Source organism: Streptomyces sp. (genome assembly GCF_031181555.1).
In the GTDB taxonomy this organism is placed as follows: Bacteria; Actinomycetota; Actinomycetes; order Streptomycetales; family Streptomycetaceae; genus Streptomyces; species Streptomyces fimbriatus.
Window position 1 is genome coordinate 1 of the sequence record NZ_JAPSKQ010000126.1, and the last position, 15,160, is coordinate 15,160.

At 74.6% G+C, this 15,160-nt stretch carries 13 protein-coding genes and 1 pseudogene; 5 read left to right on the forward strand and 9 right to left on the reverse strand.

Annotated elements, in window-relative coordinates:
- Nucleotides 1-4 precede the first annotated feature (4 nt).
- Nucleotides 5-1,762 (reverse strand): hypothetical protein, encoded by a 1,758-nt coding sequence (locus tag RIM90_RS22620; protein ID WP_309062582.1) that lies wholly within the window; start codon nt 1,760-1,762, stop codon nt 5-7.
- Nucleotides 1,763-1,964: 202 nt separating this feature from the next.
- Entirely contained in the window at nt 1,965-3,350 is a 1,386-nt protein-coding gene (locus RIM90_RS22625; protein ID WP_309062583.1) for a transcriptional regulator, read from the reverse strand.
- A gap of 305 nt (nt 3,351-3,655) precedes the next feature.
- On the opposite strand from RIM90_RS22625, the gene RIM90_RS22630 reads away from it, so the two are divergent.
- From RIM90_RS22630 to RIM90_RS22640, 3 genes are read left to right on the forward strand one after another with little or no spacing between them, the layout of a single operon-like run.
- On the forward strand, nt 3,656-4,318 hold the full coding sequence (locus tag RIM90_RS22630) for a bifunctional DNA primase/polymerase (RefSeq protein WP_309062584.1): 663 nt from the start codon (nt 3,656-3,658) through the stop codon (nt 4,316-4,318).
- Nucleotides 4,319-4,377: 59 nt separating this feature from the next.
- Complete coding sequence (locus tag RIM90_RS22635; protein WP_375165524.1) at nt 4,378-5,199, forward strand: ABC transporter ATP-binding protein; 822 nt, start codon at nt 4,378-4,380, stop codon at nt 5,197-5,199.
- The gene (locus RIM90_RS22640; protein ID WP_309062586.1) at nt 5,196-6,791 is read left to right on the forward strand and encodes a transporter; all 1,596 of its coding nucleotides are present in this window, start codon (nt 5,196-5,198) and stop codon (nt 6,789-6,791) included. Before RIM90_RS22635 ends, RIM90_RS22640 begins: the two co-directional genes overlap by 4 nt.
- A gap of 68 nt (nt 6,792-6,859) precedes the next feature.
- Here RIM90_RS22640 and RIM90_RS22645 read toward each other — a convergent pair whose 3' ends face one another.
- Entirely contained in the window at nt 6,860-7,738 is an 879-nt protein-coding gene (locus tag RIM90_RS22645) for an alpha/beta hydrolase (protein WP_309062587.1), read from the reverse strand.
- 569 nt (nt 7,739-8,307) lie between these two features.
- A complete protein-coding gene (locus RIM90_RS22650) occupies nt 8,308-9,000 on the reverse strand; it encodes a metal-dependent transcriptional regulator (protein WP_159533936.1) in 693 nt (230 codons plus the stop codon).
- 238 nt (nt 9,001-9,238) lie between these two features.
- On the opposite strand from RIM90_RS22650, the gene RIM90_RS22655 reads away from it, so the two are divergent.
- A complete protein-coding gene (locus RIM90_RS22655; RefSeq protein ID WP_309062588.1) occupies nt 9,239-9,994 on the forward strand; it encodes an SIS domain-containing protein in 756 nt (251 codons plus the stop codon).
- A 79-nt stretch (nt 9,995-10,073) separates the two neighbouring features.
- On the opposite strand, the gene RIM90_RS22660 is transcribed toward RIM90_RS22655, so the two are convergent.
- The 4 genes from RIM90_RS22660 to RIM90_RS22675 all read right to left on the reverse strand — a co-directional run bounded on the left by RIM90_RS22660 (nt 10,074) and on the right by RIM90_RS22675 (nt 13,980).
- On the reverse strand, nt 10,074-11,498 hold the full coding sequence (locus tag RIM90_RS22660; protein ID WP_309062589.1) for a PAS domain-containing protein: 1,425 nt from the start codon (nt 11,496-11,498) through the stop codon (nt 10,074-10,076).
- Between the two features lie 154 nt (nt 11,499-11,652).
- Nucleotides 11,653-12,066, reverse strand: coding sequence for a GNAT family N-acetyltransferase (locus RIM90_RS22665; protein WP_375165525.1), 414 nt, complete (start codon nt 12,064-12,066; stop codon nt 11,653-11,655).
- A 42-nt stretch (nt 12,067-12,108) separates the two neighbouring features.
- Complete coding sequence (locus tag RIM90_RS22670; RefSeq protein WP_309062591.1) at nt 12,109-12,534, reverse strand: RidA family protein; 426 nt, start codon at nt 12,532-12,534, stop codon at nt 12,109-12,111.
- A 345-nt stretch (nt 12,535-12,879) separates the two neighbouring features.
- Nucleotides 12,880-13,980 (reverse strand): citrate synthase 2, encoded by a 1,101-nt coding sequence (locus RIM90_RS22675; protein WP_309062592.1) that lies wholly within the window; start codon nt 13,978-13,980, stop codon nt 12,880-12,882.
- A 291-nt stretch (nt 13,981-14,271) separates the two neighbouring features.
- On the opposite strand from RIM90_RS22675, the gene pdxH reads away from it, so the two are divergent.
- A complete protein-coding gene (pdxH, locus tag RIM90_RS22680; RefSeq protein ID WP_309062593.1) occupies nt 14,272-14,940 on the forward strand; it encodes a pyridoxamine 5'-phosphate oxidase in 669 nt (222 codons plus the stop codon).
- Between the two features lie 18 nt (nt 14,941-14,958).
- On the opposite strand, the pseudogene RIM90_RS22685 reads toward pdxH, so the two are convergent.
- Nucleotides 14,959-15,160 (reverse strand): annotated as a pseudogene (locus RIM90_RS22685) (hypothetical protein); the annotation flags it as partial.

Consider the following 15,160-nt stretch of genomic DNA (forward strand, 5'->3'; position numbering starts at 1 on the left):
CCCGTCACAGCTGGGTCGGCTGGCGCTGGGTCAGGCCGTACCGCTGGGCGATGACGTTCCACAGCTTGGCCGCCTTGGCCTTCTCGGCGGTCGCGGTGCCGCTGGCGCGGTTGCCGGCCTGGGTCTGGCCGGTCGCCCGGGCCTGGCCCTTCTTGCACATCTTGCCCTTCCCGCCGGCGACCTGGTCGGCCCAGGCCGCGTAGTGGTTGTCGGCCGACTCCGACGCCTGCCACGCCTTGGTGAGCGCGGTGGTCAGCGCCGCGTGGTCGGGCAGCTTGTCCACGGAGAGCTCGGAGAGGTCGGTGACCAGCTGGTTGCGCTGCCCGGCCGCGTCCCGCAGGTCCTTGGCGGCCTGACCGAGGTTCCGGCAGGCCTTCACGTCGGCCACCGCGTTGATCACGGCGGTCCGGCTGGCGCCGCTGTGGGCCAGCAGCTTGTCCAGCTCGACGGCCTGCTCGCGGACCGGGTCGACGGACGGCGAGGCCGGGGGCTGCTCGCTCGCGGTGGCGGGGGCGGTGGCGGAGACCGTCTGGTTCCCGTCGCTCTCCTCGTCGCCGCCGCTGCCGAGCAGGGCGCCCGCGCCGACACCGAGGACCGCGATGCCGACGCCGACCGCCGCGAGCAGCGGCACCCGCGAGCCGGTACGGCCGCGGCCCCGTCCGCCGTCGCCGCCGTGGGCGGCCCGTCGGCCGCCGCCCGGGCCGGACGGGGGCGGGGAGGCGTGCCCGGACGGCTCGTACTCGACGCGCGGGAGCTGCTGGGTGGACCCGGCCGGGTCGCCGCCCTCGGCACGGAAGAGGTTGTCGAACTCGGCGGGCGGCTGCCGGCTGCCGTCGCCGGGCGGGGCGCCGTGGACCGGTCCGGCCGCCTGATCGGTCACGGGGGCGATGTACTGGGTGGCCTCGGCGTCGGGGTGGCCGGCGGCCGGCAGCGGTCCGGCGCCCGCGCCGGGGGCGCCCTGCCGGGGCCGGCCCAGGAAGCGGGTCGTCTCGGGGGCGTGTCCGGCGGGCGTCTCGGGCGGCAGTGCGCCCGGGCCCACCGGGGGTATGTACTGCGTCGCCCCCTCGTCGCCGGCGACGGGCACCGGCGGCAGGAACTGGGTGGCCCCCTCCGACCCGCCGGGTGCGGCGGCCGTGGGCGCGCCCGGGACGGGCGGCAGGTACTGGGTCACGCCCTCGGGTGACGCGGGGGGCAGCGGCGCGCCGGCGGACGGGGTGCCGTACGCGTCCGCGGCGGACGCGCCGTAGGCGGCGGCGTCCTGCGGCGGCAGCGGGGCTCCGGGGCCCCCGTAGGCGCCGTGCGGGGCGGGTGCGCCGGCTCCGCCGGGGTGACCGCCGTGTCCGGCGCCCGGCTGCGGCATCGGCGCCGACGCGCCGCCGTACGCCGGGGGCGGGGCGCCCTCGGGCGGCAGCGGGCCGGGGCCCTGCCCTCCCGCGGACGGACCGGACGGGCTCTGCGCGCCCCAGGCGGCCTGCTGCCCCTGGCCTCCCCACTGCGGGTCGGGCGGGGACTGCCAGTCCTGGCCGGGCGGCGGGGCGGGCGACTGCTGTTCGGGGCCCCAGGAGCCGCCCCAGGTCTGGCCGCCGGACGGGGCCGAGGCGGACGGGGGGCCGGCGGAGTACCGGCCGTCCACGCCGCCGCCGGGGCCGGCCGGTCCGGCCGTCGCGCCCGGCAACAGGGGTTCGCCGCCGTCGGAGGGCAGCACGATGCCTTCGCGCGCGGGGCGCGCCGAGGGCTCCTCGCCCTGTCCACTCTGCGTCACCGGGACTCCTACTAATGGGGGACCTTGTGAATCGTCGGCTCACGCTACCGGGTCCCCGGAGCCCGGTGCCACGCAGCACCGAACCCGGTCTCCTGCCCTGTGAGCGCGGTAACAAAACCGGCTCACCACACGCTGATTACGTCACCTCCTCCGCTCCGCGCCCCGCGTTCCCCCGGCGTTCACCCCGTGACGCCCCCGGTGTTCACGCCGCCGTCCGGAGCTCCATGCGCGCCCCGAACTCCCGCACCACCGGCTCCTCCCGGAACGGCTCCAGGCGCTGCTGGAGGTCCTCCAGGTACGCGGCGCCCCGGTTGGACCTCAGCCCGCCGAGCAGTTCCACCGCCTTCAGGCCCGTGGTGCAGGCCTGCTCGACCTCCCGCTGCTGCACCTGCGCGGTGGCCAGCAGCACGTAACCGATCGCCCGCCGCCGGGCCCGTGACTCGGGATGGCCGGCCAGGGACTCCCGCGCGTACCGCGCGGCGGCCTCGGCCTGCCCGAGGTCACGGTGGCAGTGCGCCAACTCGTCGGCCAGGTAGGCCTCGTCGAAGTGCGCGATCCACGCCGGGTCGTCCCCGGAGGCCGGATCGGCCGCCTCCATGGCGCTCACCGCGCGCCCGGCCGCCGTGTGCGCGGCGTGCACGTCGCCCAGCAGCGCGTGCCCGCGCGCCTCCGCCGCGTGGAACATCGCCTCCGCGCGGGGGGTCACGCGCCCCCGCGCGCCCTCCTGCGCCGCGCGCGCCAACTGGGCGATCTCGCGCGGGTTCCCGAGCTGTGCGGCCAGGTGGCTCATGGAGGCGGCGAGCACGTATCCGCCGTACCCGCGGTCCCCGGCCGCCTGTGCCAGCCGCAGCGCCTGGATGTAGTAGCGCTGGGCCAGGCCCGGCTGCCCGGTGTCGACGGCCATGTACCCGGCGAGCTCGGTCAGCCGCGCGACGGCGGCGAACAGTTCGCGCCCGACGGCCTCCCGGTACGACCCCGTCAGCAGTCCCGAGACCACGCTGTTGAGGTAGTGCACGACGACCGGGCGCACATGCCCGCTGCCGTACTGGTGGTCCAGGTCCACCAGCGCCTGGGTCATGGACCGTACGGCCGCCACGTCGGACCGGCCCACGCGCGGCCCGGCCGAGCGCGCCACCTGCGCGTCGGGCGCGGAGATCAGCCAGTCACGGCTCGGCTCCACCAGCGCGGAGGCCGCGACGGAGGAGCCGGACAGGAAGTCCCGCCGGCCCACGTCGCTGCGCCACAGCTCGCAGACCTGCTCGACGGCCCCCAGTACCGTCGGCGAGAACTGGAGACCGACGCCCGCCGCGAGGTTCTTGCCGTTGGCCATGCCGATCTCGTCGATCGTGACCGTACGGCCCAGCTTGCGGCCCAGCGCCTCCGCGATGATCGCCGGTGCCCGGCCCCGTGGTTGCTGTCCGCGCAGCCAGCGGGCCACCGACGTCTTGTCGTAACGCAGGTCGAGGCCGTGCTCGGCGCCGCACATGTTGACCCTGCGGGCCAGTCCGGCGTTGGAGCATCCGGCTTCCTGGATGAGCGCCTGCAGCCGTTCGTTCGGCTGCCGCGCGACGAGAGGCCTTGCGGCCATGGCGTACCCCCTGAGGCTGCGGTGCCTGCCCACGCACCGAGTTGACGACTTCCGCGGCCGTACTTCTCACGTCCCGGCGAAAAGATCCGGCCGTGAAGATCAATGCCCCGCCGATGTGCCGGTAATGCGAAGCATGTGAGGATTGCCGGGGTGACGGCTGCTGCCGGCCCCCCTCGTGGCTACCCGCCCGGGAACGCGGATCCTCGCACGCGCCCCCGCACGTGCACCCATGCGCCCCGGCCCCGGACCCGGTGCTCCTCCCCCGCGCACGCGCGTGGGCGTAACCCCCGGTGACGGCCGTAGTTGTGTTCATCGTGGAAGAGACGATCCCGGGCACCGAAGCCGCACAGATCCCGAAGCAGCGCGGGGCATCGCTGCTGGACAGCGCAGTTCGCTACGCCGAGGAGCGGCACTGGGACGTGTTCCCGGGCACCTGGCTGGAGGTCGTCGACGGGACGCACCGCTGCTCGTGCGGCGACGCCGCGTGTCCCGCGCCCGGCGCGCACCCGGCCGGGCCCGACTGGGCGGACCGGGCGACCGGGAGCGCCACCGCCGCCCGCCGCATGTGGCAGGAGCGGCCGTCCGCCTCGGTCCTGCTGCCCACGGGCCGTACCTTCGACGCCGTATCGGTCCCCGAGACGGCCGGGTTCCTGGCGCTGGCCCGGATGCGGCGGATGGAGCTGCCGCTCGGGCCGGTGACCCTGACGCCGGACCGGCGCATGGAGTTCTTCGTGCTGCCGGGCGCGGCGGCGAAGGTGCCGCATCTGGTGCGGAAGCTGGGCTGGACGCCGTCCTCGCTCGATCTGAGGGTGCTGGGCGAGGGGGCGTACGTCGCCGCGCCGCCCACGCGGTTCGGGTCCCGGGGGGCCGTGCAGTGGGCCTGCCGGCCGACGCCGGCGAACCGGTGGCTGCCGGACGCGGAGGAGCTGATCCCGCCGCTGGCCTACGCGTGCGGGCGGGACCGGTAGGACGCCCGCCGGAGATTCCCGCCCCGCTTCAGGGCACCGTGTCCCCCGTAGGGTTCGTGCTGACGGAGGGAGACGTGGTGGGTGCTGACGCGGTGGGGGCCGACACGGTGGGCACGGCCGCCGTACGGGTGCGGGGGCTCTGGAAGCGGTTCGGGCAGCAGGTCGCGGTGGCCGGGATCGATCTGGAGCTGCCCGCGGGCAGGTTCATCGGGCTCGTCGGGCCGAACGGGGCCGGGAAGACCACCACGCTGTCCATGGTGACCGGACTGCTGCGGCCCGACCAGGGCACCGTCGAGGTCGTCGGGCACGACGTGTGGCGCGACCCGGCCGAGGTCAAGGCGCGGATCGGGGTGCTGCCGGAGGGGCTACGGCTGTTCGAGCGGCTGTCGGGGCGCGAACTGCTCGCCTACACCGGCCGGTTGCGGGGGCTGCCCGGCGCCGAGGTCGACAAGCGCGCCACCCAGCTCCTCGACGTCCTCGATCTGGCCGGTGCCCAGCACAAGCTCGTCGTCGACTACTCGACCGGCATGCGCAAGAAGATCGGCCTCGCCACCGCCCTCCTGCACAACCCCGAAGTGCTCTTCCTGGACGAGCCGTTCGAGGGCGTCGACCCGGTCTCCGCGCAGACCATCCGCGGCGTCCTGGAGCGGTACACCGCGTCCGGCGCCACGGTCGTGTTCTCCTCCCACGTCATGGAGCTCGTGGAGTCGCTGTGCGACTGGGTGGCGGTGATGGCCGCGGGCCGGATCCGCGCCCACGGCCCGCTCGCCGAGGTGCGCGGCGAGGCGCCCTCGCTGCAGCGGGCGTTCCTGGAACTCGTCGGCGCGCACGGCCGCGACGCCGGCTCCGACCTCGACTGGCTGGGCGGGGGCTCCCGGTGAGCGCCCCCGCGATCACCCCCGTCGTCGTCCGGCTGAAGCTGTCCCTGCTGCGCAACGGCCTGCGGCAGTCGGGCGGACGCAGGGCGGCGTACGTCGCCTCCGCCGTCGTCGCCCTGCTGTTCGCCGCGCTCCAGCTCGTCGGTCTGATCGCGCTGCGCGGCTTCGACCACGCCGAGTCGCTGGTCGTGCTGCTCGTGGCGGTGCTGGGGCTGGGCTGGGCGGTGATGCCGCTGTTCTTCCCCGGCGGCGACGAGACCCTGGACCCGACCCGGCTGGTGATGCTGCCGCTGCGGCCCCGTCCGCTGGTGCGGGCGCTGCTCGTGGCCTCGCTCGTGGGCGTCGGCCCGCTGTTCACGCTGTGCCTGCTCGCCGGTTCGGTGATCGCCGTCGCGCACGGCGGCGCCGCCTTCGCCGTCGGTGCCCTCGCCGCCCCGCTGGCGCTGCTGGTGTGCGTGGCGCTCGCGCGGGCCGTCGCCGCCGCCAACGTACGGCTGCTGACCAGCCGCAAGGGCCGGGACCTCGCGGTGCTCAGCGGGCTGCTGGTCGCGGTCGGGGCCCAGCTGGTCAACTTCGGCGCGCAGCGGCTGGGTTCCTCCGGTCTGGAGCAGCTCGCCCCGGCGGCGGACGTACTGCGCTGGTTCCCGCCGGCGTCGGCGATCGGCGCGGTGCACTCGGTGGGCGAGGGCGCGTACGGTGCCGCCGCCGCCCAACTGCTGCTGACGGCGGCGGCGTCGGCGGGGCTGCTGGCGCTCTGGTCGCGGTCCCTGACCCGGCTGATGACCGCGCCCGACGGGTCCACGCTGCAGACCGGAGGGGCGGCGGCGGTCCGCGACCGCGCGTCGACCGGGCTCGCCCGGCTGCTGCCCCCGGGCCGCACCGGCACGGCCGTGGAGCGCAGCCTGCGCTACGTCTGGCGCGATCCCAAGACCAAGGCCGCGTGGGTGACCTCGCTGGCGATCGGCCTGATCGTTCCGGTGTTCAACGCCTGGCAGGGCACCGGCTCGGTGTACTTCGCCTGCTTCGCCGCCGGGATGCTCGGCATCCAGATGTACAACCAGTTCGGGCAGGACACGTCGGCGTTCTGGATGGTGGCCATGACCATCTCGTCCCCCCGGGACGCCTACGTCGAACTGCGCGCCCGCGCGCTGGCCCTGCTGCTGATCACCCTGCCGTACGCCACGCTCGTCACCGTCCTGACGACCGCGATGCTGGGCGACTGGCCGCGGCTGCCGGAGGCACTGGGCCTGTCCTTCGCCCTGCTCGGCGCGATGCTCGCGACGGGCGCGTGGGCCTCGGCGTGCTTCCCCTACTCCATCCCGCAGGAGGGGTACAAGAACGTCGCCCCCGGCCAGACCGGGCTCGCCTGGATCTCCCTCCTCGGCGGCATGGTCGCGGCGGCCGTGCTGTGCGCGCCGGTCATCGCCCTCACGATCTGGCTGAACACCGGCGCGGGCGACGGCGACCGGCTGTGGCTGCTGCTGCCGGTGGGCACGCTGTACGGGGCGGCCCTGACCCTGCTGGGCCTGCGCCTCGCCGCCCCCCGGACGGCCCGCCGCCTGCCGGAGATCCTCACGGCGGTCAGCAAGGGGTGACCCGGGCGCCGGGAGGGCGCGCCGGGCGCGGCCGGGAGGGGGACCGGCCGCGTCCCGCTTTCCGCGCGTCAGGGCCGGCTGAGCGCGTCCAGGAACGGCTCGATCGCCGCCCGCCAGGCCTCCGGCTGGTCGTAGTGGACCAGGTGGCCCGCGTCGGCCACCTCCGCGTACTGGCCGTGGGGCAGGACCCGCACCATCTCCTGCGCCTCCGCACGGCCCAGCTCGCCGTCGAGGCCGCGGACCACCAGGGTGGGGCACCGCACCTGGGCCAGTTCCTCCCAGTGGGCGTCGAACACCCAGGTCTCGCGGGAGCGGAGCATCTGCTCCGGGTCGAACACCGGACGCCAGCCGTCCGGGGACTCGGCCATCACCTCGGCGTAGAACTCGCCGCGGGCCGGATTGGGGCGCTCCACCCACGGGTCGTCCTCGCCGAACCACTTGCGCACGTCGGCGAGCGTGGCGAACGGAACCGGCCAGGCCTTGAACCACTCGGCCCACTCGCGCTGCGAGGCGCCGCCGAGGGCGGAGGCCCGCATGTCGCAGATGACCAGCCCGCGGACCAGGTCGGGGCGTTTGGCGGCCAGCTGCCAGGCGGTCAGCGCGCCCATGGCGTGACCGATGAGGACGGACGGGCCGAGGCCGAGCTGTTCGAGGGCGGCCTCGGCGTCGTCGACGTAGGCGTCGCGGGTGAAGGCGGCCCGCGGGGGCTTGTCGCTGCGGCCGTGGCCGCGCTGGTCGAGGGCGACGGCGCGGTAGCGCGCGGAGAGCCAGCGGGCGGTGGACGCCCAGTGCGAGGCGCGGCCCATCAGTCCGTGCAGTAACAGCACGCCCGGGGCGCCCTGCGCGGTGCTCTCCGCCGGGTCGGTCCCGGTCTTGGGCGGGTCGCCGAACTCCCAGGCGGCGAGTCGTACGCCGCCCGCCCCGATCACGTCGATGCGTCGCGCCATGGTCCCGGCACCCCCAAGCTCCCTGACTGCCCGATGCCTGCCGTGCTTGCCCTGCCCGTTGCCCCTGCTGCCCGCAGATTATCGAATGCGCATTCGAAGATGCCGTCCCGGCCGGCAACACCCCTCGTTCGAGTGACACCCCTCGGGGATTGATCGCCGTGGCCGAGGGGAGACCTTCAGCGGGAGGCGGACCGCTCGGGGAAACCGGTCCGAGGGGAATGACCCTGAGAGCTCGGGGCTCCGGGTCAGCACAGGGGAGGACGGGCCCCGGCGCCGTACGGCGCCGGGGCTCCTCACGTGGTCACGGCACATCGTCCCGCCCCTCCCCGGCCGGGTGACATCGCTGTCGGGACCGGCCAAGAACCCCTCAGGTCATATGCCTCACGCGACAGCCTCGCACGCGAACCCGGCGAGCGCTGCGATTCGACGTACTGGATCACGGATTCGACGCGATCACGTCGGTGCGGCAACCGCCCCGCGGGCCGGCGCGGCAACCGCCCCCGGGGCCGGGCCGGCTGACGGCGCGCCAGGTCCGCCGGCGCGGTCGCGGACGAGACGCCCGGTCCCGCTCAGGGCTTGGCGACGAACACGTGGGAGGCGACGTCCGACTCCAGCTCGGCCGCCTCGCCGCTGCTGCCGACCAGCACCCCGCCCGCCGACTCCGTCACGCTCACCACCGAACCGGGCTGCACACCCGCCCGGCGCAGCGTGTACATCAGCTGCGCGTCCGTCTGGATCGGCTCGCCGATCCGGCGCACCACGACCGTCTTGCCCTCGGGGCCCGGGTCGAGATCGGCCAGCGAGACCATGCCCTCGTGCAGGAACGGATCGGCGCCGTCCTTCTCGCCGAGCTCCTCCAGGCCCGGGATCGGGTTGCCGTACGGCGACTCGGTCGGGTGCCGCAGCAGCTCCAGCACGCGGCGCTCCACGGCCTCGCTCATCACGTGCTCCCAGCGGCAGGCCTCGGCGTGCACCTGCTCCCACTCCAGGCCGATCACGTCGACGAGCAGGCACTCGGCGAGGCGGTGCTTGCGCATCACGCGCGTGGCCAGCCGGCGGCCCTCGTCCGTGAGCTCCAGATGACGGTCGCTGGCGACGGACACCAGGCCGTCGCGCTCCATCCGCGCCACCGTCTGACTGACCGTCGGACCGCTCTGGTCGAGCCGCTCGGCGATCCGGGCGCGCATGGGGACCACACCTTCCTCCTCCAGCTCGAGGATGGTGCGGAGATACATCTCCGTGGTGTCGATCAGTCCGGACATACGTGCCCCTCGATGAGATCTGCGATTAGCTCTGCCGGAGGCTGGACGGCTCACCGGCGCGTGCGCTGGCCCAGGACTCAATTCTGACGCATGTGGCTGACAACCGTGCCGTGCCGTGGGAACAAGGGCTTCCGGGGGATCCGCGGCCCCGGGACACCGCGCCCCGGCCGCCGTATTGACACGGCACTGGTCCAGACCGCACGGTGATCCGCAGCAGAGCCACCCGAAGGGATGCCGCATGAGCGACCGCACGCCGGCCGGCCGGTTCCTCGACGCCGCGATCGACCTGCTGCAGCGCGTGCGCGACGAGGAGGCCGACTCCATCGCGGCCGCGGGGACGCTGCTCGCCGACACGGTCGCGGACGGCGGCCGGCTCTTCGCCTTCGGCGCCGGCCACTCCTCCCTCGCCGCGCAGGACCTCGTCTACCGCGCGGGCGGCCTCGCCCTGATGAACCTGCTCGCCGTCCCGGGCGTCGTCGGCGTCGACGTGATGCCGGCCACGCTGGGATCCGCCCTGGAGCGGGTCGACGGGCTCGCGAGCGCCGTGCTCGACTCCTCCCCCGTCCGCCGGGGCGACGCCCTGGTGATCGTCTCCCTGTCCGGCCGCAACGCCCTCCCCGTGGAGATGGCCATGAACGCCCGCGCCCTGGGCGTGCGGGTCATCGGCGTGACCTCGGTGGCGTACGCCGGTCGCACCTCGTCCCGGCACGCCTCCGGGACGTACCTGAAGGACCACTGCGATCTCGTCCTGGACTCCAAGATCGCGGTCGGCGACGCGGAGCTCACCCACGACAACGTCCCGGCTCCCTTCGCGCCCGCGTCCACGGTCGTCACCACGGCCCTCCTCCAGGCCGTCATGGCCACCGCCGCCGCCACCCTGGCCGACCGGGGCATCGAGCCCCCGCTCCTGCGCTCCGGCAACGTGGACGGCGGCCACGAGTGGAACGGCCGCGTCCTGGAGCAGTACCGCGACCGGATCTTCTACCGGCACTGAGGAAGCGCCCTTCCGCCGGCACTGAGGAAGCGCCCTCACCACCGGCACCGGGGAGACACCGCGCGGCCGGTGCGGGCGGTCACTCCCCGTCCGCGCGCGTCCCGGCCTCCCCGGTCAGCCCCGCCAGGTCCAGTGCCGCGGCGATGTGCACCGCCACGTCCTCCGCGTACATCGTGTCGGAGCGTTCGAACGCGTTCCGGCCCGAGCCGCGCAGAAACGTCACAGCACCGAGGGTCCGGCCCCGGCTGCGCAGCACCGTGCACAGGACGTGCACCGCGTCCGCCGGCCACTGCCGGGACAGCGCCCACGCCCGCGCCGCCTCGGCGGACACGGACCCCGCGCCGGCCCGCACCGACCCGGACCGCGCCACGCACTGCAGCGCCGGGTGCCCCTCGCCGTACCGCACCGGCAGACCCGCCCGGCCGGCGAACCTGCTCGGGCCCGGGGTCCCGGACGGCGTGGCCGCGATCCGCACCAGCCGCACCGGACCGGCGTCCTCCGCGTCGTTCGCCGTGCCGTCGGCGACCCGGTCGATCAGCGCGTGGTCGGCGAACCCGGCGAGCGCGAAGTCCAGGTGGACCGTCGCCGCCTCCGCCGGGTCCTCGCACTCCGCCGCCGCCCGCGCCGCCCGGTGCAGCTGCTGCGCGCGGAACCGCAGCAGCGACGCCTCCTGCTCCGCCTGCCGGGACTCGGTCACGTCCTGGAACATCCAGCCGACCCCGAGCGGAACCGGCTCCTCCGCGAGCGGTGACGCCAGTCGCACGAATCCGCTGCGCCAGCACCGCCGCCGCTCGCCCTCCGGCGTCCGCACGCTCACCCACACGTCGGCGGGCGCGGGCGGCGCGCCCTGGGCCAGCACGTGGGTGAGCGCGCTCTCCAGCTCCTCCACGCCCTGGGACAGCAGCTCGCCGAGCGGCCGCCCCAGCACGGACGTCCGCCCCGCCCCCAGCGCCCGCGCCGCGTGCGCGTTCACCACCGCGGGCCGCAGATCGGCGTCGACCAGCACGACGCCCCAGCTCGCCTCCTCCAGCAGCGCCTCGCTCAGCGCGATGGAACGCTCGAGGTCGATCTGCGCGTGCACCTCGCTGAACGCGCAGTACACCCCCGCCGGCTTCCCGTCCGGCCCGCGCACCGCCGCGGACTGCGTCCGCACCAGCACCCGGCCGCCGTCCTTCGTCAGCAGCGCGAACTCGTGCACCTGCCGGCCCGGCGCGTCCATGGCCGACATCAGCCGCGCCTCGACCTCCTCGGCGTCCGCGCTGCGCACGGCCCAGCCGGCGAACCCGCGCCGGCCCACCGCCTCGGCCGCGGTCCACCCGAGGATCCGCTCCGCCTCACGGTTCCAGTGCGTCACCGTCCCGTCCGCGTCGAAGGCGCACAGGGCGGCGTCCATACCGTCCAGCAACGCGGCGAGCAGGTCGGACCCGTCCGAACCCTCCCGCCCGGGCTCGGGCCCGTCCGGCCCCAGCTCGTCGGTGGCCCCACTACGCCGGGAAGCACTCACCTGGACCCCCTGCAGGCTGCGTCCGCACGTACGGCACGTTCGGTTCGCTCACGTGCAATCATTCAACTTGAACGTGACGCAGCGCACATCGAGTTCCCGCAAGATTGCCCGCAAGATTGAGGGAATCGTTGTACGCCCGCCCCGAACCCGCCGGTCACCCGGGGAAGGACGCCAGCCGCAGGTCGATCCACTCGTCGCTCTCGCCGTCCAGGACGTACCGCTCCCGCTCGGCGAACCCGCGCGCCACGGCGAACCGCAGCCCCTCCGCGTTGGCCGCCAGCACCACGGTCTCGACCGCCCCGGCCCCGAGCCCGCGCGCGTGCGCCAGCCCCTTCTCGTAGAGCGCCGTGCCGATCCCCCGCCCGCGGAACGCGGGCAGCACCCGGGCGATCACCGTCGCCACCCGCTCCTCCCCCTCCGGCGGGCGCACGGTGGAGCAGCCGACGAGGGTCTCACCGAGATAGGCGTTCTCCAGCCGGTACCGCTCACCGCGTTCGCGCGCCTCGGCGGGCGACATCGCGGCGGGCGGCACGATCACGTTGTGGACGTGCCGCCACTGCTCCAGCATGGCCTCGCCGTCCACGGCCTCGACACGAAGAGCGGTCACCGGTCAGCCCGCCGTCTTCCGGTCGGGGGCCCCGGCCCCGCTGCCGCGCCGCGCGTCCACCTCGATCTCGATCCTCATGCGGGGGTCCGCGAGTCCGCACTCCAGCATCGTCGCGGCCGGGCGCACCTCACCGAAGCAGCGCTTCAGGACCGGCCAGCACGGCTCGAAGTCCTCCCGCGCGGGCAGCAGGTACCGCACGCGCACGACGTCGGCGAAGGTGCACCCCGCCTCCTCCAGCGCGGCCCCGATGTTCCGCAGGCACTGCTCGGCCTGCTCCACCACGTCGTCGGAGATCGTCATCGTCGCGTAGTCGAACCCGGTCGTCCCCGACACGTGCACCCGGTCGCCGTCGACGACCGCACGCGCGTACCCGATCCGCTCCTCGAACACCGATCCGCTGAGAATCGCCTGCCGTCGTATCTCGCCCATGAGCTGGACATTAAGTGATCCACACCGGGCCGATCCGCCGGATCGCGAAAAAAAGTGGTTGATTCGCGGGCCGGGCACTTCTTAGAGTCCCTGGTACACGAGAAGGGAGGTGGTTCGGCAGATGTATGAATACCGGACGCGTGAGGTGGCTGCGGGCTAGCGGTCCGTCACCACATTCCGTGCGGTGCCGGACCAGCGCGTGAGCCAAGCGCGCAGCCGGCCCAATCCCAAGCAGTCACCCGACCCGCGAGTCGCCGGTACGTCCGGCCGGCTCCTCCACCGGAGGAACCCGACTCGCGGGTCGTCTGCGTTTCGTGGGGCCGGTGCCCGCTCGGTGGCCGCCGCTCAGCGGGCGATGTCCGCGTACCCCTCGATCTCGCGCGGGTCGCGGCTGCCCGGGCCGACGTAGCGGGCCGAGGGACGGACCAGGCGGCCGGTGCGCTTCTGCTCCAGGATGTGGGCCGACCAGCCCGCCGTACGGGCGCAGGTGAACATCGAGGTGAACATGTGGGCCGGGACCTCGGCGAAGTCCAGGACGATGGCCGCCCAGAACTCGACGTTGGTGGCGAGGACCCGGTCGGGGCGGCGGGCGTGGAGCTCGGCCAGGGCGGCCTTCTCCAGGGCCTCGGCGACCTCGAAGCGCGGGGCGCCGAGCTCGCGGGCGGTGCGGCGCAGGACGCGGGCGCGGGGGTCCTCCGCGCGGTAGACGCGGTGGCCGAAGCCCATGAGGCGTTCGCCCTTGTCGAGGGCCTGCTTGACGTACGCCTCGGCGTTCCCGGTGCGCTCGATCTCCTCGATCATGTGCAGCACGCGCGAGGGCGCCCCGCCGTGCAGCGGGCCCGACATGGCGCCGACGGCGCCCGAGAGGGCCGCCGCCACGTCCGCGCCGGTCGACGCGATGACGCGGGCGGTGAAGGTGGAGGCGTTCATGCCGTGCTCGGCGGCCGACGTCCAGTACGCGTCGACGGCGGCGACGTGCCGGGGGTCGGGCTCGCCGCGCCAGCGGATCATGAAGCGCTCGACGACGGACTGCGCCTTGTCTATCTCGCGCTGCGGGACCATGGGCAGGCCCTGGCCGCGCGCGGACTGGGCGACGTAGGAGAGGGCCATGACGGCGGCGCGGGCGAGGTCCTCGCGGGCCTGCTCGGCATCGATGTCGAGGAGCGGTTTCAGGCCCCAGACGGGTGCCAGCATGGCGAGCGCGGACTGGACGTCGACGCGGATGTCGCCGGAGTGCACGGGGATGGGGAACGGCTCGGCGGGCGGCAGACCGGGGTTGAAGGCCCCGTCGACGAGCAGGCCCCAGACGTTGCCGAAGGAGACGTGCCCGACCAGATCCTCGATGTCGACGCCCCGGTACCGCAGGGCGCCACCCTCCTTGTCCGGTTCGGCGATCTCCGTTTCGAACGCGACGACTCCTTCGAGCCCGGGTACGAAGTCGGACATCAGGCGGCTCCTCGTCAGGTGGGCGACAGATGGTGTTGTGGGGTGGGACGGCCCTGTGCCGGCCGGCCGGTGGGAACGGGCGCGTCCGGTGGATCCGCGGTCGGGTGTGCGTGGACTCGCGGTCCGGGACGTCACCCCTGTGATGCCCGGTCGGCGGTCACCCAATCGGATCAGTGCCGGCACGATATCCCCGGGTGCCTTTTTCGGGGAGGGTTCGCGGCACCGAGTGCCGTTCCGTGACGAAGGACACCGCTCCCCCCACGGGCCGGCGCATGCGGCAGGATGACGGGCGTGACCGACCGAGACGCCGCTCCCTTCGATCTCGCCTCGATGCGCAAGCACTACCGGACCGAGGGGCTCTCCGAGACCGACCTGGCCGCCACCCCCGTCGAGCAATTCGCACGCTGGTTCGAACAGGCTGCCACGGAGGGCGGGCTGTTCGAACCGAACGCCATGATCGTCTCCACGGCGGACGCGGACGGCCGGCCCAGCTCGCGCACGGTGCTGCTGAAGCACTTCGACGAGCGGGGGTTCGTGTTCTACACGAACTACGACTCCCGCAAGGGGCGTGAGCTGGACGAGAACCCGTACGCCTCGCTGCTGTTCCCCTGGCACCCGATGGCCCGGCAGGTCATCGTCACCGGCCCCGTGCGGCGCACCGGCCGGGACGAGACGGCCGCCTACTTCCGCACCCGCCCGCACGGCTCCCAGCTGGGCGCGTGGGCCAGCGGCCAGTCGTCGGTGATCGCCGGCCGCGCGGAGCTCGAGGCCGCGTACGCCGAGCTGGCGGCCCGGTACCCGGAGGGCGAGCAGGTGCCGGTGCCGCCGCACTGGGGCGGCTTCCGGGTGGTCCCGCGGACGGTGGAGTTCTGGCAGGGCCGCGAGAACCGGCTGCACGACCGCCTGCGCTACACCGCGCGGCCGGACGGGGGCTGGCGGGTGGAGCGGCTCAGCCCCTGAGCGCGCTCCCCGGGCGCGTCAGGTCCTTCCCCGGACGTACGCGGTGCGGTGGCCGTCGAGCGGCCCGGTCAGCCGGGCGCGGAAGGCGTCGGTGAGGCCGGGCCGGTTCCAGAACCCGAGGCCCGGGTGGCCGGAGGCGAGCGGGGCCTCGTCCCGGGTCCGGTCCGGGACGGCGACGGCGGCCGCGCAGGCGGGACGGTCGACGGTCGCGGCGCCGGTG

What these genes read in the sequence shown, in the direction of transcription:
- RIM90_RS22625 (WP_309062583.1), bottom strand. Translation starts at nt 3,350, where the DNA reads ATGGCCGCAAGGCCTCTCGTCGCGCGGCAGCCGAACGAACGGCTGCAG.
- RIM90_RS22645 (WP_309062587.1), bottom strand. Translation starts at nt 7,738, where the DNA reads ATGGCGCGACGCATCGACGTGATCGGGGCGGGCGGCGTACGACTCGCC.
- RIM90_RS22650 (WP_159533936.1), bottom strand. Translation starts at nt 9,000, where the DNA reads ATGTCCGGACTGATCGACACCACGGAGATGTATCTCCGCACCATCCTC.
- RIM90_RS22655 (WP_309062588.1), top strand. Translation starts at nt 9,239, where the DNA reads ATGAGCGACCGCACGCCGGCCGGCCGGTTCCTCGACGCCGCGATCGAC.
- RIM90_RS22665 (WP_375165525.1), bottom strand. Translation starts at nt 12,066, where the DNA reads ATGCTGGAGCAGTGGCGGCACGTCCACAACGTGATCGTGCCGCCCGCC.
- RIM90_RS22670 (WP_309062591.1), bottom strand. Translation starts at nt 12,534, where the DNA reads ATGGGCGAGATACGACGGCAGGCGATTCTCAGCGGATCGGTGTTCGAG.
- RIM90_RS22675 (WP_309062592.1), bottom strand. Translation starts at nt 13,980, where the DNA reads ATGTCCGACTTCGTACCCGGGCTCGAAGGAGTCGTCGCGTTCGAAACG.